Consider the following 20,341-nt stretch of genomic DNA (forward strand, 5'->3'; position numbering starts at 1 on the left):
AAGCACGGCAGGCGCGCAGGATGGCGCAACCATCACAGAAGTCAGTAAACACTGTTTAGTAAGATGAGCGCGGATGAAGCGAAAGGAGGCCGCGTGAAAATTGTCGGACTGAATAATTTCCAGGTGCGTAAGCACAACAAAGCGCTGTTTATGCAGCTGATGTGGCGTCATAAACGTTTGAGCAAATCGCAGCTGGCGCAGCTCAGCGGGCTGACCATTCCGGCGGCCAGCAAGATTTTGCAGGCGCTACTGGAGCAGGGCAAAGTGCAGCACTCCAGCGCCACGCTGAGCACGCGCGGCAACAGTAACGGCAGTTTTCAGCTGCCGGCCGAGGGCGCGTGGACGCTGTGCCTGTGCGTCAAGCCGACCAGCATCGAACTGCAACTGGCGGATGCGCAGCTGGTGGCGCAGGGCGACTACCAGCAAATCAGCATCAACGCCCTGACGCCGGAGCAGCTGCTGGCGGAAATTGAAACGGTGTGGCGCGCGACCTGTAAACGCTGGCCGAAGCGGCAAATTAATCTGGCGCTGGCGGTGCACGGGCAGGTCGATCCGGTAACCGGTGTCTCGCAGCATATGCCACAGGCGGCGTGGCGCAGCCCGCTGCAGCTGAAATTTCTGCTGGAGGAGAAGCTGGCGGTGGAAGTGCGCGTTGATAACGACTGCGTGATGCTGGCGCTGGCGGAAAAGTGGCTGAACCGCAACGCACTGGCCGAATTCTGCGTCATCAACGTCGATTACGGCATCGGCTCATCGTTTGTGATTAACGGGGAGATCTTTCGCGGCAACCTGTATGGCAGCGGGCAGATTGGCCACACCATTCTTGATCCACACGGTGCGCGCTGTAACTGCGGACGGCAGGGCTGTCTGGAAACCATCGCTTCGCTCAGCACGCTGAAACAGCTGGCGCACCAGCGCGCGCCGCAGGCCGCGCAGCCGTCCAGTCGTCAGTTACTGGCCGCCTGGCAGGCTGGCGAACCGTGGATCGTCGAGTGGGCGCAGCGCAGCGCGGAAGCCATCGGCATGAGCCTGTATAATTTTCTTAATACCCTGAACATTAATCAAATCTGGCTGTACGGTCGCAGCTGTACCTTTGGCGAAAGCTGGCTGCAGACCATTGTGCACCAGATTGATTTCAATCCCTTCGATCCGCGCGATGCGCTGAAAAGCAAAGCCACCAACGTGCATTTTGGCCAGCTGGACCGCCCGCGTCAGGTCCTCGGCATCGGTTATCTCTATGTCGAGGCCGATCCCGGTACGGCGTAGTTTACTAAACTCCTGTTACTAAAATCTGTGAGGGCCTGAACTTTCACCCTGCGGTATCGGTGGTGAGATAGCCGCACGTTGACCCTGGTGCGGAGAGTGGCCGTGAATAATCATCAACATCTGAATATGCGTTACGTGTGGAGCATTTGTCTGGTGGCAGCCTGCGGCGGTTTGCTGTTTGGCTATGACTGGGTGGTGATTGGCGGAGCCAAACCCTTCTATGAGGCCTGGTTCAACGTCACCGATCCGGCGGCGTCCGGCTGGGCGATGAGCTCGGCGCTGGTGGGCTGCGTGGTGGGCGCGCTGGTGTCCGGCTGGTCAGCGGACAAGCTGGGGCGGCGTTTACCGCTGATTGTCGCCGCGCTGCTGTTTGTGGTGTCGGCGATCGGCACCGCGCTGGCCAGCAGTTTTACGCTGTTTGTCTGGTGGCGCATTCTCGGCGGCGTCGGTATTGGTATCGCCTCGGCGCTCAGCCCAATGTACATCGCGGAGATCAGCCCGGCGGATAAGCGCGGCAAGTTCGTCGCGGTTAATCAGCTGACGATTGTCATTGGCGTACTGGCGGCGCAGCTGATCAACCTGATGATCGCCGATCCGGTCGTCGGTGCTTCCACCCATGTGGCGCTGCGTGAAACCTGGAACGGCCAGGTTGGCTGGCGCTGGATGTTCGCCTCGGCCGCCGTGCCGTCGCTGGCGTTTCTGTTACTGATGATGTGGGTGCCGGAGTCGCCGCGCTGGCTGATGCTGGCGGGCCAGCCACAGCGCGCGCTGGCGACGCTAAACAAAATTGGTTCGCCTGCTTACGCGCAGCAGACGCAGCGCGAGATTGCCCGCGCGCTGGAACAGGATCGCCAGCAAACGCGCGCCCGTGCGGGCTCGCTGCTGGCACCGCGCACGCTGCCGATTGTGATTACCGGCGTGGTGCTGGCGATTTTCCAGCAGTGGTGCGGAATCAACGTGATTTTCAACTATGCGCAGGAGATCTTTGCTTCGGCCGGTTTCGATATCAACGGCACGCTGAAGTCGATTGTAGCGACCGGACTGATCAATCTGCTGGCCACGGTGCTGGCGCTGCCGCTGGTGGACCGGCTCGGCCGCCGCAAACTGATGCTGATCGGCGCCGGCGGACTGACGCTGTGCTACGCGCTGATCGCCAGTGCCTACACGCTGGGCATCACCGGCTGGCCGGTGCTGATTCTGGTACTGGCGGCGATTGCGGTTTACGCGCTGACGCTGGCGCCGGTCACCTGGGTGCTGCTGGCGGAAATTTTCCCCAACCGCATTCGCGGTCTGGCAATGTCGGTGGCCACGCTGGCGCTGTGGATTGCCTGTTTTGTGCTGACTTATACCTTTCCCATCCTAAATGCCGGACTCGGTGCGGCGGGCAGCTTTATGCTGTACGGCGTGATTTGTGCGCTGGGCTTTATCTTTGTGCTGCGCCGCGTGCCGGAGACCAAAGGCATTTCACTGGAGCAGCTGGAGCAACAGCTCACCGCCGGTGCGCCGGGCGCGGTAGCAGGCGAGCATTCGCTGCGTTGATAACGGCCATGCTTCAGGCAGAGCGCAGGTGCGCCGGGCGGCGCACCTGTCAGATAACCGTTTACACCTGGGCCATGCCGCCATCAACAAACAGTTCGGCGGCGTTGATGAAGCTGGCGGCGTCTGAGGCGAGAAACGCCACTACCTTGCCGATTTCTCCCGGCTCACCCAGACGACCAAGCGGTACCTGCGCGGCCAGCGCATCGAACAGCCCCTGGCGCTGCTCTTCCGGCACCAGGCCGCCTAAGCCGGGCGTCTTTACCGGGCCGGGACTCACCACGTTAATGCGAATGCCGCGATCTTTCACATCCAGCGCCCACGAGCGGGCAAAGTTACGCACCGCCGCCTTACTGGCACTGTAGACGCTAAAGGCCGCCGTACCCTCAGTCGCGGCGGTGGATCCGGTGAGAATCACCGACGCCTTATCGCTCAGCAGCGGCAACGCTTTCTGCACGGTGAACAATACGCCGCGGACGTTGGTGCCGAAGATACGGTCAAAATGTTCTTCTGTGATGGCACCCAGCGGCAGCATGTCGCCGCCACCGGCGTTGGCAAACAGAATATCCAGCCGACCGGCCTGGCGCGCAATCTGCGCATAAACAGCATCCAGATCGCTTAACTGTGCCGCATCGGCGCGAATGCCGGTGGCGGCGGCGCCGATGCTGGCGACGGCTGCATCCAGCTCAGCCTGACGACGACCGGTGATAAACACGCGCGCGCCCTGTGCCGCCAGCTCCTGCGCAGAAGCGAGGCCAATACCCGTAGTGCCGCCGGTGACTAACGCAATTTTGTCTTGCAGATTCATATTCATACCCTGTGCTCCACAGCTCGTTAAGTTACATTCTGGCGGACTTGCCGCCGCTGAAATGCACTGTAGCGCCGCTGCTTTTGCTGATAAATGGTGTAAAATCGAAAGGACTATTTCTCTGGGTGGATAATCAGCTGAGGTGCGGTGATGGATCAATTGCTGGCAATCCGGGCGTTCGCGCGTGTGGTGGAGGCAGGCAACTTTACCCGTGCAGCCGATTCACTGGATATGCCCAACGCGACATTGAGTAAGCTGGTGCAGGAGCTGGAAGCGCATCTCAGCGTGCGCCTGTTGCAGCGCACCACGCGCCGGGTCACAGTGACGGCGGAAGGGCGCGATTACTACGAGCGGGCGCTGCGCATCGTGCGCGATTTGGAAGACATCGACTGCGCTTTCAATAGCGTCACGGCAAAGCCGCGCGGCCAGTTGCGCATCGATATTGGCGGCTCAACGGCGCGCGATGTGCTGCTGCCGGCGCTGCCCGATTTTGTCGCCCGGTTCCCTGACATCATCCTTGACCTTGGCGTGTCCGATCGTACCGTGGATCTCATCAGCGATAACGTGGACTGCGTGGTGCGCGGCGGCCCGCTGAGCGATTCGTCGCTGGTGGCGCGGCACTTAGGCAATGCGCAAATGATCACCTGCGCCGCGCCCGGCTATTTGCGAACCTACGGCATTCCGGCGTATCCGCAGGAACTGAACAACGGTCACCGCATCATCAGCTACCTCTCGCCGCAGAGCGGTCGCGCCTTTCCGCTGCGCTTCCGCCACGGCGAAGAGAGAATTGAGGTTAAGATCGCGCACCGCGTTGGCGTCAATGAGAGCAACGCGCACCTCGCCGCGGCGGTGGCGGGCCTGGGCATCATCCAGACGTTTCGTTACGCTGCGGCCGCGGATCTACAGGCCGGACGGCTGGTGGAGATCCTCGCCGACTGGCGTCCGTCCGACTATCCGTTCCACGTGGTCTATCCGCAGAGCCGCCATCTCACCCAGCGTCTGCGGGTCTTTATCGACTGGCTGCGGGAGGTATTTCCGCCGCGGCTCAATGGATGATAATGCGTAAGCAATCTGTTATGGCCTCAAACTCACGGTGACAGGCGCGCTCATGGCACTTTCTGCTGACCCTGCATCGTCATCTGACCTTCGCCAGTTTGCTGCCGGCCGCTGCCGGCACTCGTTGTGATTCCCTGAGCATCGATCTTTCTGCGCGACGCCTTGCCCGGTGTCAGGAGCATGAATATGCATTCTTCTTCGTCGTCGCTGACCGCGCCGGCCGCGACGTCAGGCTTTTTGCTGCTGTGGGCATTTCAGCCATAATCGGTCAGCGCCTGCGCGGCACAGATCAACGCCAGATGGCTGAGGCCCTGCGGCATATTGCCGCGCCACTCATCGCTGCGCACGTCGAACATTTCATTGAAGGTTTCCACGTTGCCGCGCTGGCACAGTTTGTCGAGGATCTGCTGCATGGCGCTTTCGGCATGCGTTGTCTCCCCCAGCGCCGCCCAGGCTTCCACCAGCCAGAATGAGCAGGCGATAAAAGTGCTCTCTTCCTGTTCCGTGCCGCTGTAGCGATACAGCATGGCGCTGCCGTGGCCCAGTTCCTGCTCAATGGCACGGTAGGTGGCCTGCATACGTGCCGGGTTGACGCGGCTGCCATAGGGATGCACCAGCGCCAGCGCAGCGTCCAGCCGGCCGTTGCTGTCGGGATAAAACACATACGCCTGTTTCTCTTCGTTCCAGCAGTGCGCTTCAATCCAGCTGCTGATGCGGTCGCGCTCGCGCTGCCAGCGTTTCAGCCAGGTCGGTTCAATGTGGCGCGCTTCGGCCAGTGCGACGGCGCGATCCAGCGCCAGCCAGCAGGCCATTTTCGAATGGGTATAGTGCTGCTGCCCGGGCAGCTCCCAGATACCGCTGTCTTTCAGCCGCCACCGATCGGCACAGTGATTGGCCAGCGCACCCAGCATGCGCGAGGTGGCTAAATCCAGCACGTGCCCGGCCCGAATAAACAACTCGGCGGTCGCCAGCATATCGCCGTACATGCTCAGCTGCAGCTGGTCACGCGCGTTGTTGCCCACGCGCACCGGCTGGGAATGATGATAGCCACGCAGCGGCACGAAGCGTTCGGCAGGTACTTCGTTGCCTTCCAGCGTGTAGCAGGTGCGCAGCGCGGTACCGTGGCGAATAATGGTTTTCGACAGCCAGGAGAACGCCGCTTTACAATCTTCCAGCGCACCGAGAAAAACAAAGGCTTTGATGATCAGACAGGCATCGCGCACCCATGCATAGCGGTAGTCATAATTCTTCTCTCCGCCAATGCCTTCCGGTAGCGACGTGGTGGCCGCAGCGGCCAGCGCGCCGGTGGGGGAGTACCATAAAAATTTCAGCGACAGCGCCGAGCGGCGCACGTGTTCGGCAAAGCGGCCCTGATAGCTCAGGCTGCGGGTCCAGTCGCACCAGGCGGTATGGCTGGTTTGAATACGGGTATCGATCGCCTCCAGCGGCGGCACCGCCAGCGGTTCGCGCTCGGTCACCAGCAACGCCACCAGCGATCGGCTGTCGGCAGCCGTACGCAGCGTGGCGCAGATTTGCTCATCGTCACGCTGTTCAAGCTGCCAGTCCTCGCTGGTGCGCAGCATCGCCATCAGATCGCCAATGTGGTAGACGTCGCCCTGTTCGGTGCTGTCCTGCCACGGCGAGCGGGTTTCGGCAACGGTGCCAAAGCGCAGCGTCAGGCGCAGCGTCACTTCGCCGTCAACGCCTTCCACGCGCCGCGCCAGCTCACTCCACGGCAGACGGCCTGCCAGCGTGCTGTTTAGCGATTCGGTCAGCAGCACGCTGCCGTCATCGGTAAAAAAGCGGGTTTCCAGCACGTTGCTGTTAGCACGGTAGGCGCGTTCGGTACGGTAAGGAGCGTCAGGTTCGATCTGGAAAAAACCGCCGATCTCGGGATCGAGCAGGCGGTCAAACAGCGGGGCAGAGTCAAGATTGGGCGCGCACCACCAGTCAATCGCGCCGTCGGGGGCGATCAGCGCCACCGACCGGCCCTCACCGATGGCCGCGTAGTCACCGAGACGCGCGAAGCCCCGTTCGCGCACCGGCGACTGGAACGTTTGATTATTCATGGATCTTCCCTGTCAGCAGAAACGGCAGCGTGGCCGCCTGCTGGCAGCCACGTGATGCGGGTGGAATTCCCCGGTCAGACGGTACCGGTACCGCCATCGGAGCACCACACCTGACCTGAGGTGAAGCTGTTGGTGGTTTCAGCGAAGGTCACGTACAACGGCGCGATTTCAGCCGGCTGACCCGGACGCCCCAGCGGCGCGCTGGCACCAAACTTCTCGATTTTTTCCTGCGGCTGACCGCCGCACACTTGCAGCGCGGTCCAGTAAGGCCCTGGTGCGACGGCATTGACGCGAATTTGCTGCTCGCCCAGCTGCTTCGCCAGTGCTTTAGTAAAGGCGGCGATAGCGGCTTTGGTTTGCGCGTAATCCAGCAGAATAGCGCTCGGTTCATATGCCTGAACCGACGAGGTATTAATAATGGATGATCCGGCAGGCAGATATTCCAGTGCCGCTTTGGTGATCCAGAACATCGCGTAAACGTTGGTCTTAAAGGTGGCGTCAAAATCTTCCGTTGAGAGCGTACGGATTGACTCATTAAATTGCTGGCGTCCGGCGTTATTCACCAGAATATCCAGACCATCCAGTTTCTCTGCGGCTTCTTTTACCAGCTGCTGGCAAAAAGATTCTGAGCGAATATCACCCGGAATTGCCACTGCTTTACGGCCTTCCGCTTCGATTAATTGCACCACTTCAGCGGCGTCCTGCTCCTCTTCCGGCAGGTAGTTGATCGCCACGTCTGCCCCTTCGCGGGCATACGCAATGGCTACCGCGCGACCAATACCGGAGTCACCCCCGGTAATCAGCGCTTTGCGCCCGGTTAAACGGCCAGTGCCGCGATAGCTGGTTTCACCGTGATCGGGACGGGGTTCCATCTTACTGGCTAATCCCGGAATGGGCTGATGCTGCTTTTTGAATGGCGGCTTTGGATATTCCTGGGTAATCAGCGTTTTGTTAGTAAATGAAGTCATACCTATCTCCTTGTACAGTGGAACGAGTAAATTAAGCCTGGCAGAGATGTGATATTTGTCACGTCAAAAAATAAGCAGTCGCGATTTATTAAAGCGGGGCGGGCGTGGCTGAAATGATATTTTTAGTTACAAAATCACTAACGTAATGATTATTTTAACGCTGCGTAAGCCGTGCGCGTTATTAAGCGAGTCGGCCTGCTTGCGCGAAAGATATTTGTTTCTAAGCTCTAAGCATAACTTTACATAATAACCGGTTCTGGCCGGCCCGAATAATTATGAGCGATGGCTTAAACGAGGCGTTAAATGAGCGAAGCACAATGTACCATTATATTTAATGGTGAGCGCTTAAGCGGAACCGCAAATCAACCGTTAATTGATTTTCTGCAGGAGCAGGGAAAAAAGCTGCCTCACGTCTGTTATCACCCGGCGCTGCCGCCGCTGCAAACCTGTGATGTCTGCTGGGTGGAGGTGGATGGCGAACCCGTGCGCGGCTGCACATTGCGCAGCGCCGAGGGCTTGCGCGTGGTCAGCCAGAGCGCGGTGCTGCAGGCGGCACAGCAGGAGGGCATGGACCGCATCCTGAATCGCCACGAGCTTTATTGCACGGTATGTGAACACAATACCGGCGACTGCACGTTGCATAACACCGTCGCGGATATGCACATCCCGATTCAGTATTACCCTTACCAGCGCAAACCGGACAGCAAAGATCACAGCAATCCGTTTTATACCTACGATCCGGATCAGTGCATTCTGTGCGGACGCTGCGTGGAAGCCTGCCAGAATGTCGAGGTGAATGAGACGCTGTCGATTGATTACAGCGCCGATCACCCGCGCGTGCTGTGGGATGGCGGGACGCAGATTGCCGGTTCCAGCTGCGTCAGCTGCGGTCACTGCGTGACCGTCTGTCCGTGTAACGCGCTACTGGAAAAAACCATGCAGCCCGATGCCGGCCCCTTCACCGCGATGGATGAAGACCTGAAGCGGCCGCTGATTGATTTCGTCAAATCGCTGGAAAACAGCATTGGCATGGAGCCGATCACCGGTATTTCACTCATCGATGATGCACTGCGTAAAGTCGAGATCAACAAAACCAAAACCGTCTGCACCTATTGCGGCGTCGGCTGCAGCTTTGAAGTCTGGACGCGCGATCGCCACATCCTCAAAATTCAGCCGGTGGCCGATGCGCCGGTCAACGGCATCTCAACCTGTGTCAAAGGCAAATTCGGCTGGGATTTCGTTAACAGCCCAAACCGGCTGACCACGCCGCTGATTCGTGAAAATGGCCAGTTTCGCCCGGCCAGCTGGGACGAAGCGCTGCAGCGGGTGGCCGATGGCCTGCGCGCGGTGGCGCGCCAGCACGGTGGTAATGCCATTGGTTTTATTGGTTCCAGTAAAGCCAGCAATGAGGAAGCCTACCTGACGCAGAAGATCGCCCGTCTGATTTTCGGCACCAATAACGTGGACAACTCCTCGCGCTATTGCCAGAACCCGGCGACGGAAGGGCTGTTTCGCACTGTAGGCTACGGCGGCGATGCCGGCACGCTGCGCGACCTGCAGCAGACCGACCTGATCATCACCGTTGGCAGCAACCTGGCAGAAAATCATCCGGTTTTCGCTTCACATATCAAACAGAGCCATAAACATCGCGGACAGAAGCTGCTGGTGGTCGATCCGCGCCGTCACGAAATGGCCGAGCGCGCCGACTGTTATCTGCGCATCCGCCCCGGTACCGATATGGTATGGGCGTCGGCAATGGCGCGCTACATGTTTGACCACGGTTATGCTGATGAAGCATTCCTGCGCGAGCGCGTGAATCAGGTGGCTGACTATCGCGCCTCGCTGGCGCCTTTCACCCTTGAGATGGCCAGTGAGGTCACCGGCCTGAGCGTGGCGCAGCTGACTGAGGCCGCCGAGATGATCGGCAACGCGGGCAGCGCCTGCCTGCTGTGGGCGATGGGCATTACGCAGCACAGCCACGGTGCGGATACCAGCACCGCGCTCTCCAATCTGCTGCTGGTCACCGGCAACTACGGCCGGCCAGGCACCGGCGGCTATCCGATGCGCGGTCATAACAATGTGCAGGGTGCCAGCGATTTTGGCTGCTTAAGCAATGTCTATCCCGGCTACGAAAAAGTCACCGATGCGCAGGTACGGGAAAAGTGGGCGCGCGCCTGGGGCGTGGCGCCGGAAGCGCTTTCCTCAGAGGCCGGGCTGGATAACTTCATGATGGTGGAAGACGCGCATAAACAGCGGGTGCGTGCCATGTACATCATCGGCGAAGAGACCGCCTTTTCTGATGCGGACTCCACCAAAGTGCACGAAGCCTTTAGCCGGCTGGATTTCATGGTGGTGCAGGATATCTTCATGAGCCGCACCGCGCAGTTCGCCGATGTGGTGCTGCCCGGCTGTCCCAGCCTGGAGAAAGAGGGCACCTTCGTGAATACCGAACGGCGCATTCAGCACTTTTCACCTGCGTTTGCACCGCTCGGCGACAGCCGGCCCGACTGGCAGATACTGACGGAGGTCGCGGCGCGTCTTGGCCATCACTGGCACTATCCGAATCCCGGCGCCATCATGGCGGAAGCGGCGGGTATCGCCGCGCTGTTTGCCGGGGTCAGCTATGAAAATCTCGTCGGCTGGCAGTCACAGCTGTGGCCGGTAAACGCCGACGGCAGCAGCACGCCGCTGCTGTACACCGAGCGTTTCGCCTTTCCTGATGGCAAAGCGCGTCTGTATCCGCTGACGTGGCAGCCGCCGATGGAAGCGCCCGATGCGCAGTACGATCTGCTGCTGAACAATGGCCGCATGCTGGAGCATTTCCAGTCGACCAATCAGACCGGGCAGGGCGGGCGCATCAAATCGCTGTCGCCTAACTGGTTTGTTGAGATTTCGCCGCAGCTGGCGCAGGAACGGCAATTACAGCAGGGCGACTGGGTGGAGCTGCGTTCGCGCCGGGGCAGCGTAGAGGTGCCGGTGGTGGTGACCGAACGGATGGCCGGCAATGTGCTATTCATTCCTATTCACCATGGCAAACCGGGCATTAACGGGCTGACCGGTGAACATCACGATCCCGACGTCAACACGCCCGCCTATAAGGAAATTGCGGTGATGATGCGCAAATTGGCGCATGCGCCACAGCCGCACCCGATTCCGCTGCACAACTTTCGCCACGGCCAGCGCACGCCGCTGGATCATCTGCCCGTTGAACAAAAATGGCAGCAGCCTGAATACCGCCAGCCGCCTGAACACGTTTCGCATCCGGAGAAAAGTTAATGGCCGAACCGCTGCACTATCAACCCAGCCCGACGCGCACTGAACCCAGCGCGCAGGAAGCGCTGAATGAGCTGCTGGAGAATCTGCATCAGCACGGTTTCCTGCGTCTGGCTAACGACGTGGTGAAAGCCAACAACGATATCGGCAAGATTGTCGCCGCCGGGCTCAACCGCCCCGGCACGCAGAATGCGGTACAGAACCTGTCGCTGCTGTTTATGACGCTCAGCACCGTGCCGCCAGAGCGCTTCAACCATTTGCTGCTGGCGCTACGTGATGCCCTGCTGGCGATGAAACCGGCCAGTGACGCGGCGCAGCAGGAGAAAAGCGCGCCGGGCGTCAGCGGCGTGCTCAAACTGCTGAATGATGAAGCGCTGTGGCAGGGCATCCGGCCGCTGCTGGCGGCGCTGGAAACCTTCGCGCGCGCCATGCAGGGTGACGAGGAGAAGCCGATCACCCGCTACAGCGGTAAGCCGAGCCGTGAGTAGCCAGGAGTGGGTGCTGCTGATCGCGCGCGGTCAGTTTGCCCTGACGATGGGCATGCACATTACGCTGGCGGCGCTGACGCTGGGCCTGGCACCCTTTCTGGTGTGGTTTGAAGCGCGCTGGCTGTGGGGCAGGCGGGAAGAAGCGCAGCAGGCGCTGCACTTCTGGATCAAGGTATTCGCGCTCACCGTAGCGATTGGCACGGTTTCCGGTGTGATCATGGAGTTTCAGTTCGGCACCCACTGGTCGGTGTTTGCCAGCAAAGCGGGCGGCATCATCGGTCCGCTGATGCTGTATGAAGTGCTGATAGCCTTTTTCCTCGAGTCAGCGCTGACCGGCGTGATGCTGTTTGGCATCGATCGGGTGAAACCCGGCGTACATTTCGCCATTACCTGCCTGGTGGCGTTGGGTGCCGTTCTCAGCGCCTTCTGGATCCTGGCCGCCAATTCGTGGATGCAAACGCCGCGTGGCTTCACGCTCAGCGACGCGGGTCAGTTTATGCCGGATAGCGCCTGGAGTCTGATTTCCGCGCCCTCGTTTGGCTGGCGGCTGGCGCACATGTTGCTGGCCTCGTGGATCAGCGTGGCGTTTTTGCTGGGCGGCGTGGCGGCGTGGCGCCTGCTGCGTAACGCCAGCGAGGCCGCCAGCCGACTAATGCTGCGCAGCGCGCTGACGGTGTCGCTGTGTATCGTGCCGCTGCAGATGGTAGTGGGCGATCTGCACGGCGAAAATACCCGTGACTATCAGCCCGCCAAACTGGCGGCAATCGAGGGCAGCTGGCAGCCGCCTGCGCCGGGTGAGGGCGAGCCGTTGCGGCTGTTCGCGCTGCCCGATCAGGCGCAGCAGCGGAATCACGCCGAGCTGGCCATCCCGGCCATCGGCTCGCTCTACCTGCGCCATAACCTCAGCGGCCACATCAAAAGCCTGCGTGAATTTCCGCGCGACAGCCTGCCGCCGGTGCTGCCGGTGTTTTTTGCTTTTCGCCTGATGGTCGGACTGGCACTGCTGATGCTACTGAGCAGCCTGGTGGGCAATGTGCAGCGCTGGCGCGGTCGTCTTTATCAGTCACGGCGCGTGCTGCGTCTGCTGGCGCTGATGTCACCGGCTGGCTTCGTCGCGCTGCTGGCGGGCTGGGTGGTAACTGAGGTTGGACGGCAGCCGTGGACGGTGTACGGCATGCTGCGCACCGCCGACAGCCTGGCGCCGATGTCCCTCGGCAGCAGCGTCGCCATTTTCGCGGCGGTGGTGGTGATTTATGGTCTGAGCTTTGCGTTTGGCCTCACTTATCTGCTGCGCCATCTCGCTGCGCCGCTGCCGGACCCGCAGGCGACCGCAGTAGCGGAATCGGTACAGACGCCAGCCTGAGGAGATGCATGATGATGGCCGAACTTTCTGCTGTGCTCCTGCTGTTTGCCCTGCTGATGTATCTGGCGCTGGACGGCACGGATACCGGCGTCGGCATGCTGCTGTACAGTTTCGACCAGCCACAAGAACGGCAGTGGATGGTGCACAGCCTGCTGCCGCTGTGGGATGCCAATGAAACCTGGCTGGTGCTGCTGGCGGGCGGCATGCTGGCGCTGTTTCCACCGCTGTACAGTTTGCTGCTGCAAACGCTGCGGGTGCCGCTGTTTGTGTTTCTGCTGGCGCTGTTTGTGCGCGGGCTGGCGCTGGCATATCGCGGTCAGGCCGGCGAGGCCGGGCAACGCTGGCTGGACCGGCTGCTAATGGTCAGCTCGCTGCTGACGGCGTTTCTGCCCGGCTGGATGAGCGGCTTGATCCTGGTGTCGCGCCCGCCCAGCGGTATTGTGATCGATTTCGCGCTGGCGCCGCTGCTGTGCGGTGTCGGGCTGGTGGCGGTTGATTTATTGCTGGGCTGCTGCTGGCTGTGCTGGCGCATTGGCGAGCCGGTGGTGGAGCGGGCGCGCACCCTGGCCATGCTGTGGTGGGTGGTGACGCTGGCCTGCTTCATTGCCGTGCTGTTGCTGGAGCCGGCGCTGTGGCAGCAGAGCTGGCAGCGCTGGCCGGGAAAAGTGTTGCTGAGCCTGTTGCCCGTGCTGGGATTGCTGCAATTGCTCACGCTGTGGCGCGAAGCGATGGTGGCGTTACTGATGATTACGCTGCTGCAGATCGGCGTGGTGGTCGCGGCGCTGGCGTGCGGGCTTTATCCGTGGTTATTGCCGTGGCAGTTGGAGATGCATCAGCAGGCATCCTCACCGGTAACCCAGGGGTTTGTGGTGACGGGGCTGCTGATTGTGTTGCCGCTGACGCTGCTGTACCACAGCTGGGCGTTCTGGGTGTTTAAGCGCCAGCCGCAGACATCTCAGCGGTCGCCATAAATGGCGACCCTACAGGGACCATTCCCGGGGGGCGCATCAATGCATAACGGCATCGGGTCTGAGGTCATCTGTAGGGTGCGCATTCATGCGCACCGGAATGGCTGCACAGAAATATCAGGGTGAACAGCACGGTTAATCCACCGCCGGAATCCCCATAAACAGCGTGCCGCGATAGGGGATCGGCAGGAAATCGCGGAACAGGGTTTCCAGCGTCTGCTGCGGATCGACATCGGCGAACAGCTGCGGATACAGCGTTTTTGCCATGAACTCGGTCGCTGCAATGTGCCACGGGCTGAGATAAAAATTCATCCAGATGACCGCCGCATGGCCGTTGCGAATCGCCTTCAGCTCGCGCAAGCCGTTCTGCTGTGCGGTGAGCTGGCGAAAACTGCTCAGCACCGCGTCGCGCGCGACATCCGGCCCAAGGCGCAGCAGGCCTGCGCTGGCGTTATCGCCAAAGCCGGTGGCAAAGTAATACTCTGGCTGGGCAGCAATCACCTGCTCTTCACTCAAACGGCCAAACACGCCGTGCTGGGTCTTACCAGCGATATTGTCGCCGCCGGCGGCATTGAGCAACTCGCCGAGGCTGCCGTTAATCGCCGTCACGCAGCACTCATTGCGCCGTCCCAGATGCAACTGCAACAGCACCGTGGGTTTCGGCCCGTGATAGCGCGCCAGCCGTTTCTCAATCACCTGCAGGTGCGCACTGTAAAAGCGGTTGAACGCCGCCGCGCGCGCCTGCTGATTCAGTACTTCACCAAAAATCTCCACGCTGCGCCGGGTGTTCTTCAACAAATGCACGCGCAGATCGATCTTCACCACCGGAATATGCGCAGCGTTCAGAATGCTCACCAGCCTCAGATCGGCATCATCGTAGCGTGCCAGGCTTGGCATAATCACCACGTCCGGCCGCAGGGCGAGAATCTGCTCCGGATTGATTGCCTGCGGGCCGCCCGACCCGAGCGCCGGGATGTTCAGCATCTGCGGAAAACGGCGCGCAAAACTGTTCCATGTCTGGCTGTCATATTTTTGCAGGTCGCGCGGCCAGCCAACGATGTGGCGGAACGGGTCGTCCGGTGCCAGCAGCGCCAGCGTATACAGCATGCGGCTTTCGCCCAGCACGATGCGCTGCGGATTATCGGGAATCTCCACCCGATTGCCGTCAATGTCGGTAATCACCTTTGCCAGCGCGCTGGTGCTGAACACCAGCAGCAGGAGGGCAGCCAGTCTGGCGCGCCACGTCAGTGACTTTTTTGCTCGATCAGAATTCAACGCTGGCCTCGACCATCAGGTTACGGGTTTCCCCTTCGCGCACGCGCAGGTTGCCGCCGCTGGAGGTGTAATAGTGCTTATTGAACAGGTTATTCAGGTTAAGCTTCAGCTGGGTTTTCTCGCCAAACAGCTGATTATTCCAGGCGATAAAGCTGTCGGCGACCACATAATCCGGCAGCGTAAAGCTGTTCTCTGGATCGCCGGCACGTGAACCGACATAGCGCGCACCCCCGCCGACGCGGAAGTCGCCGGGAACGCCGTTCAGCGTCAGATTATGGCTCAGGTAGAGCGCCCCGGCATGACGCGGTGCGTTCTGCAGCCGGTTGCCATTGTTGGCCGGATTGACGCCATCGTCGACGATTTCGGCCTTATCGTAGCTGTAGTTGGCGCTCAGATCCCAGCCCGGCAGCACTTCACCATTGAGTTCAAATTCAGCGCCGCTCGAACGCGCTTTATTGATGGCGCGGGTGTTGCCGTTAATGTTGAGCGACATATCGCGTTCGTCGATGCGGTACAGCGCTACGCTGGCAAACAGCCGGGGCGAAATCTGCCATTTGCTGCCCACTTCCCACGTGGTGCCCTGTTCCGGCTTGCCGACGTTGCCGTCATCGTCGACGTCAGTCGACGGCGTAAAGGATTTGCTCACGCTGCTGTACAGTGAGACATCCGGCGTCAGTTTGTAGATCAGCCCGGCCTGCGGCAGGAACTTGTTGCCCTCGCTGTCCAGCGTTTGCACCACCGGATCGAAGCCCTTTGACGCGCGCTGTTCATAGTGCTGATAGCGTCCGCCCAGCACCGCAATCCAGTTGTCGGTGAGCGAAATGCTGTCTTTGGCGTACACCGAGCGACTGTGCAGGCGGTTAAGCAGGTTGGCGTTGGCACGGTTTTCGCTGCTGCTGTTAGTGACCGGCGCGAGCATATCGTATTGCGGATCGTACAGGTTAAAGCCGGTGTTCGCTTTGCCCTGATACTGGTGCGCACGGTAAGTCTGGTTCATTTCATAATCGGTGCCGAACACCACATCGTGCGTCATGCCAAACAGCTGCGGGGAACCGATCACATCCCATGCTACGTATTTGGTTTTATGGTTGAAGCCGCGGTTGGCGTCGGCGCGTCGTGTCACCACGCCGGTGGTGGGGTTGATCGCCGTGACCCGCACTTCGTTGTTGTCGTACTGACGCTGGTTCCAGCCGAGAGTCAGGCGTGTGCTCCATGCCTCATTAAACTGCCAGTCGTAGTGCGCGTTCAGGGTTTTATTGTGGCCCCACGCATGGTTAGCTTTATCGTCCAGGCGACCTTTATAGCCAATCGCCGCCGGCTGACCGTTAACAAACGCCGTGCCGCGATCGTAAGGAATATCGTACTGATAATCCTCGTAGCTGATGAGGAAGCTGGCCTGCTCGCCATACCACTGTAGCGAGGGGGCGATTAAGGTGTGTTTATCGCTGCCGAAATTGCGCCAGTAATCCTGATTCTGCTTTTCAGCAATCAGGCGGAAGGCAAAACCGTTACCGAGCGGGCCGGTGACGTCCAGCGTGCCCGCGCCGCCGCCTTCGCTGGCCGCGCGACCGCTGACTTTGCTGTGCCAGGTGTATTGCGGCTTTTTACTCACGATATTGATTACGCCGCCGGGATTCTGGATGCCGTACAGCAGTGACGCTGAGCCCTTCAGCACCTCAACGCGCTCGGTAGTGGCGTCGAAATTCAAACCCTGGCTGCTGCGCACGCCATCACGGTAGATGGAGCCGTCCGAGTTGCTGCCAAAGCCGCGCCGGACAAAGCCATCTTCAGTGCCCGCCAGCGTGTTGCCTTCGCTCACGCCGCTGACAAAACGCAGCGCGTCGGCGAGGTTGGCGGCCTGATAATCTTCCAGCTGCTGTTGCGTCACTACGCTCACCGATTGTGCTTCATTGAGGCGCGACACCGGCGTTTTGCTGGCGACCGAACTGCTGGTGGCGCTGTAACCGTCGTCTCCATTTTGCTGCTGCGCCGTCACGGTAAGCGTGCTGTCTGGTTCAGCGGCCAGGCTGTCAGCGCTGTTCAGTACGGTCACGCCGTAAATAGCGGCAAGGATAGCCGGATGGCACAGCAATTTAATCGCCAGAGGTGAGTTGTTCTGCATTGAATATAAACCTGGTGTAATGGCGGAAGCATTTATTCCGCGCAACGAAGCTATCAGTCAAAAGTTGCCGGTGACGAACAGGACATTCGCGGCCCGGCATTGTTATGCCATCAGTCAGCGGAAAAAAGCGGCTGAGATGTAATTGAGAATCATTCAAACATGAAAAAATGTAGTAGTAAATGTAAATGATGGCGTGGATACTACAGCAGAACGCGGCAAAAACTTTTGAACCGGAATTGTCATAAAATTTATTTTAAATCAGTTAATTATTGATTTTATGGCGTTTGAGGTTGGCCGGGTTAAGCCAGACGTGAAGGGAGTGGGCAGCGGTAGCAGCGCAAATTTTCACTACAAACCGGCCTGCCGATGCGGTTCACAACGATGCGATATTACTAACGGGCAACATAATGGCGGCAAATAACATTAAAAATCGCGTGGATGTATTAGGCGATCGCTACCGGGCGCGCGCGGCGACATTATCGCCCAGCCTGCAAACCGTGGCGCGATATATCCATGAGCATCGTGAGGCCATATTAGAGGCGACGGCGTTAGACATCGCACAGGCGACACAGACTTCTGATGCCACGGTGGTGCGCACTGTTCAGGCGCTGGGCTTTGCCGGTTTGCGCGATCTGAAAACCACGCTGGCAGCATGGTTCGGCCCGGCGCAAAACTCGGAAGAGAAGATGAGCGCCACCGTCAGTGAATTGTCGTGTGACATTAATTCCGGCATCGATTTTGTGCTGGGTGGCCATCAGCATGCCTGTGAAGTGCTGGCAGCGCCGGATAACCGCCAGGCAGTCGCAGCGGCGGTAGCGCTGCTGCTGGAAGCGCGCCAGGTGGCGCTGTTTGGCATCAACGCCTCCGGCATTCTGGCAGAGTACAGCGCTCGCCTGTTTCGGCGCATCGGCATTCCGGCGGTGACGCTTAACCGTGCCGGAATTGCACTGGCGGAGCAGTTGATTACGCTGCAACGCGGCGATGTGCTGATCATGATGGCGCAGAAATCGGCGCATCGTGAAGGCATGACCACGCTGAAAGAGGCGCAGCGGCTGGGTATGCCGGTGATTCTACTGACCCACGCGCTGGATTCGGCGTTTGCGCAGCAGGCGGATGTGGTGATCAACGTGCCGCGCGGCGGTGAAAATGGTCGCATGCCGCTGCACGGTACGGTGCTGGTGTGCCTCGAAATGCTGATTCTGGCGGTGGCTTCGGCCAGTTCGGCGCGTACGGTAAAAACCATGAAGCGCATTCAGGATCTCAATCGATCGCTGAAACCCACGGCGAAGAAGGCGGGATAACGCCGCAGTGTTCGGGCGCTGTTACGGCGCGTTTTGCCACATCCTCCGGCGTAAATGATCAATTTCATCAACCCGCTTGCAAGGCGCGCGTCGCTGTCGCTAATATTAAGGAAATAAACATTTCCTTAATCAGCTCATGCCAAACGCCAGGCAGCACAGCAGATGCGCATCCAATAAGGAAACACTCTTTACCAAAATAACCGGAGAACGCTTATGTCACTGCCTGCCCTGGACACCGCGCCACGCTGGTCACAGCCCGTCGATCATCTGCCGCAATTTAACCACGCTTACGCCACGGTGGCGGGCGTGCGGCTGCACTATGTCAGCGGTGGCAATGCGCAGGGACCAGTGCTGGTCCTGCTGGCGGGCTTTCCGCAGAGCTGGTTTGCCTGGCGTAAGGTGATGGCGCAGCTGGCGACGGACTACTTCATCATTGCGCCGGATCTGCCGGGTCAGGGCGATTCCGACAAGCCCGCCAGCGGTTATGACACCACTTCGCTGGCGCACAGCTTGCAGGGGTTGTTGCAGCAACTGGGCGTTGCGCGTTACTACCTGGCGGCGCATGACGTCGGTGCCTGGGTTGCCTGGCCGCTGGCGATGCTGCACGGTGATGCCATCCTCAAACTGGCGCTGCTGGATGCCGGCATTCCCGGCGTGACGCTGCCGGATGCGCTGCCTGCCTCACCGGACAAAGCCTGGAAAACCTGGCATTTCGCTTTTCATCTGTTGCCGGATCTGCCGGAAGCGCTGATCGCCGGTCGGGAAGCGCTCTATCTGCAGTGGTTTTTGCAGCGTAAGGCGGCCAGTCCGATGGTGTTTGGTGACGAGGAGATGGCGGAATACGTGCGGCTGTTGCAGCAAAACGGCGCACTGCGCGCGGGCATGGCGGCGTACCGTGAGGTCAGCACCTCAGCGGAGCAGAATCGTCAGCTGCTGCAAAACCGGGGAAAACTCGCGATCCCGCTGCTGGCGGTGAGCGCCGACCAGGGCTCGATTGCCGATATGGCCCAGCCGCTGCGCGCCTTTGCTGCCGACGTCAGTGGCATTCGCTTCGCGTATTGCGGTCACTTCATCCCGGATGAGCAACCGCAGGCGCTGGCCGACGCGTTACGCCAGTTTTTTGTCTGATGCCTGTCTGCGTTCCAACGACTGGCGTGGCCAGCTTGCACTAATACTTGATCTGCGGCTATGATAGGAACCAATCGGTTTATAATTGCAGGTGAGTGTCCTCATGAAGAATCTGTCCGCTATCGGTCGCCCGCGCGAGTTTGAGCTGGAGGAGGCTGCGCGCAGCGCCATGCATGTTTTCTGGGATCGCGGCTATGAAGCCGCGTCGCTACCGGATTTGATCGCCGGAACCGGTTTATCGCGCGGCAGTCTCTACAAAGCGTTTGGCGATAAAAAAGGGCTGCTGCTGGCGGCGCTGGACATCTACATGACCGAAGGCCTGAAGGCCACCTCGGACATTCTGGCGCAGCCCGGTGCAGTAAAAGCGGCGATTCGCGCCTCGCTGCTGCGCTATGCCGCGCTCTCCAGCGGTGAGAAAGGGCGGCGCGGCTGTCTGGTAGTGTCACTGACTACCGAGTTAGCTGCACATGATGAACAGGTTGCCGAACGCACGGGGCGCATGTTCCGGCGTTTGCAGCAGTTGTATGCGGCAACGCTGGTACGCGGTCAGCTGAGCGGAGAGCTGCCCGAACGTGATGAGCAGGTGCTGGCACGCTTACTGGTTTGCCAGATTGAAGGGATGCGCATCCTCGGTAAAACCGGGGCAACGGAAGCTGAAATGAACGCCGTGGTGGACTGCACAATGCGTCTGCTCGACTAAATTTTTTTATCCATATTGGA

The 20,341-nt window shown here is 59.9% G+C and carries 15 protein-coding genes; 10 read left to right on the forward strand and 5 right to left on the reverse strand.

The genetic code is table 11. The features are described 5' to 3' along the window. Positions 1–93 precede the first annotated feature (93 nt). Together MXF20_RS19160 and MXF20_RS19165 are read left to right on the forward strand one after the other, a co-directional pair. Positions 94–1,266: an ROK family protein gene (locus MXF20_RS19160; RefSeq protein WP_325970814.1), complete on the forward strand. Its 1,173-nt coding sequence runs from the start codon at positions 94–96 to the stop codon at positions 1,264–1,266. 102 nt (positions 1,267–1,368) lie between these two features. Next, the gene (locus tag MXF20_RS19165) at positions 1,369–2,805 is read left to right on the forward strand and encodes a sugar porter family MFS transporter (protein WP_325970815.1); all 1,437 of its coding nucleotides are present in this window, start codon (positions 1,369–1,371) and stop codon (positions 2,803–2,805) included. Between the two features lie 61 nt (positions 2,806–2,866). Here MXF20_RS19165 and MXF20_RS19170 read toward each other — a convergent pair whose 3' ends face one another. Beyond that, positions 2,867–3,616, reverse strand: a complete 750-nt coding sequence (locus MXF20_RS19170) for an SDR family oxidoreductase (protein WP_325970817.1) — start codon at positions 3,614–3,616, stop codon at positions 2,867–2,869. A 144-nt stretch (positions 3,617–3,760) separates the two neighbouring features. Between MXF20_RS19170 and MXF20_RS19175 the strand changes: the two genes are divergently transcribed. Further along, complete coding sequence (locus tag MXF20_RS19175; protein WP_325970818.1) at positions 3,761–4,666, forward strand: LysR family transcriptional regulator; 906 nt, start codon at positions 3,761–3,763, stop codon at positions 4,664–4,666. A 254-nt stretch (positions 4,667–4,920) separates the two neighbouring features. Here the strand turns inward: MXF20_RS19175 and MXF20_RS19180 are convergent, their stop codons facing one another. Continuing rightward, positions 4,921–6,735, reverse strand: coding sequence for a glycoside hydrolase family 15 protein (locus MXF20_RS19180; RefSeq protein WP_325970820.1), 1,815 nt, complete (start codon positions 6,733–6,735; stop codon positions 4,921–4,923). Between the two features lie 74 nt (positions 6,736–6,809). After that, positions 6,810–7,703 carry an SDR family oxidoreductase gene (locus MXF20_RS19185; protein ID WP_021509546.1) on the reverse strand — a complete coding sequence of 298 codons (894 nt, stop codon included), beginning with the start codon at positions 7,701–7,703 and terminating at the stop codon, positions 6,810–6,812. A 303-nt stretch (positions 7,704–8,006) separates the two neighbouring features. Here MXF20_RS19185 and fdhF point away from each other — a divergent pair, with 303 nt between their 5' ends. Genes fdhF through MXF20_RS19205 form a run of 4 tightly spaced genes read left to right on the forward strand, consistent with a single transcriptional unit; the run spans position 8,007 to position 13,798 of the window. After that, positions 8,007–10,979 carry a formate dehydrogenase subunit alpha gene (gene fdhF / locus MXF20_RS19190; RefSeq protein ID WP_325970822.1) on the forward strand — a complete coding sequence of 991 codons (2,973 nt, stop codon included), beginning with the start codon at positions 8,007–8,009 and terminating at the stop codon, positions 10,977–10,979. Beyond that, a complete protein-coding gene (locus tag MXF20_RS19195; RefSeq protein ID WP_325970823.1) occupies positions 10,979–11,464 on the forward strand; it encodes a DUF1641 domain-containing protein in 486 nt (161 codons plus the stop codon). Before fdhF ends, MXF20_RS19195 begins: the two co-directional genes overlap by 1 nt. Continuing rightward, a complete protein-coding gene (locus tag MXF20_RS19200; RefSeq protein WP_325970824.1) occupies positions 11,457–12,827 on the forward strand; it encodes a cytochrome ubiquinol oxidase subunit I in 1,371 nt (456 codons plus the stop codon). Before MXF20_RS19195 ends, MXF20_RS19200 begins: the two co-directional genes overlap by 8 nt. An 8-nt stretch (positions 12,828–12,835) precedes the next feature. After that, positions 12,836–13,798, forward strand: a complete 963-nt coding sequence (locus MXF20_RS19205) for a cytochrome d ubiquinol oxidase subunit II (RefSeq protein ID WP_325970826.1) — start codon at positions 12,836–12,838, stop codon at positions 13,796–13,798. Between the two features lie 132 nt (positions 13,799–13,930). On the opposite strand, the gene MXF20_RS19210 is transcribed toward MXF20_RS19205, so the two are convergent. Continuing rightward, the gene (locus tag MXF20_RS19210; RefSeq protein ID WP_418936866.1) at positions 13,931–15,070 is read right to left on the reverse strand and encodes an ABC transporter substrate-binding protein; all 1,140 of its coding nucleotides are present in this window, start codon (positions 15,068–15,070) and stop codon (positions 13,931–13,933) included. Further along, the gene (locus tag MXF20_RS19215) at positions 15,060–17,192 is read right to left on the reverse strand and encodes a TonB-dependent siderophore receptor (RefSeq protein ID WP_325970827.1); all 2,133 of its coding nucleotides are present in this window, start codon (positions 17,190–17,192) and stop codon (positions 15,060–15,062) included. The genes MXF20_RS19210 and MXF20_RS19215 overlap by 11 nt, the downstream gene beginning before the upstream one ends. Before the next feature lie 407 nt (positions 17,193–17,599). Between MXF20_RS19215 and MXF20_RS19220 the strand changes: the two genes are divergently transcribed. The 3 genes from MXF20_RS19220 (at position 17,600) to MXF20_RS19230 (ending at position 20,321) form a co-directional block, all read left to right on the forward strand. Next, entirely contained in the window at positions 17,600–18,493 is an 894-nt protein-coding gene (locus MXF20_RS19220) for a MurR/RpiR family transcriptional regulator (RefSeq protein ID WP_325970829.1), read from the forward strand. A 213-nt stretch (positions 18,494–18,706) separates the two neighbouring features. Continuing rightward, entirely contained in the window at positions 18,707–19,621 is a 915-nt protein-coding gene (locus MXF20_RS19225; protein ID WP_325970830.1) for an alpha/beta hydrolase, read from the forward strand. 103 nt (positions 19,622–19,724) lie between these two features. Beyond that, a complete protein-coding gene (locus MXF20_RS19230) occupies positions 19,725–20,321 on the forward strand; it encodes a TetR/AcrR family transcriptional regulator (protein ID WP_325970831.1) in 597 nt (198 codons plus the stop codon). Positions 20,322–20,341 lie beyond the last annotated feature (20 nt).

Origin of the sequence: Pantoea dispersa, from assembly GCF_035783935.1 — a bacterium.
Classification (GTDB): Bacteria; Pseudomonadota; Gammaproteobacteria; order Enterobacterales; family Enterobacteriaceae; genus Pantoea; species Pantoea dispersa_C.